The organism is Streptomyces sp. MBT53, from assembly GCF_016654115.1.
Classification (GTDB): Bacteria; Actinomycetota; Actinomycetes; order Streptomycetales; family Streptomycetaceae; genus Streptomyces.
On the sequence record NZ_JAEQAZ010000512.1, the window covers coordinates 1 to 452 of the forward strand.

A 452-nucleotide genomic window follows, 5' to 3' on the forward strand; every position below is an offset into this window, starting at 1 on the left:
GCTGTCGGCGGCGGCGATGCCGGCGGTGCCCGCCATGGCGGCGGCGGCAACGGAGGTCAGGACCAGGCCCTTCGCGATACGCGACATGGAGAGGTGCTCCTTGGGGTTGAAACAAACACCCGGGCGGGGATGCCCGGCGCTGTGTCAACGCGCGGCGCCCACGGGGGTTGTGCCGCCAATGGGGTGATGTGCCAGAGGGCCGAACTTCACCATTCCGACACACTTGTCACGTTTCGCCGGATTAATCCGGATAGCTACTAGAGTTGCGCACCTCCCGAAGTACCCCTATAGCCAGCAAATCGCATATAGGGGCCGTACTTCCCGAAAGGGCACCCCCGGTCATGCGCAATTCCCAGGGTCCGCTGCTGCGCCGGGCGTCGGTGGGCGCCCTCGCCCTCGCCTCGATCTGGGCCCCGGCCGCCTCCGGCGCCTCCGCCCCGCCCGCCGCCGAG

The 452-nt window shown here is 68.8% G+C and carries 1 pseudogene; it reads right to left on the bottom strand.

Features of this window, described 5'->3' with window-relative positions:
* Window positions 1-87: pseudogene (locus tag JHN45_RS53895) on the bottom strand (chaplin); the annotation flags it as partial.
* Window positions 88-452 lie beyond the last annotated feature (365 nt).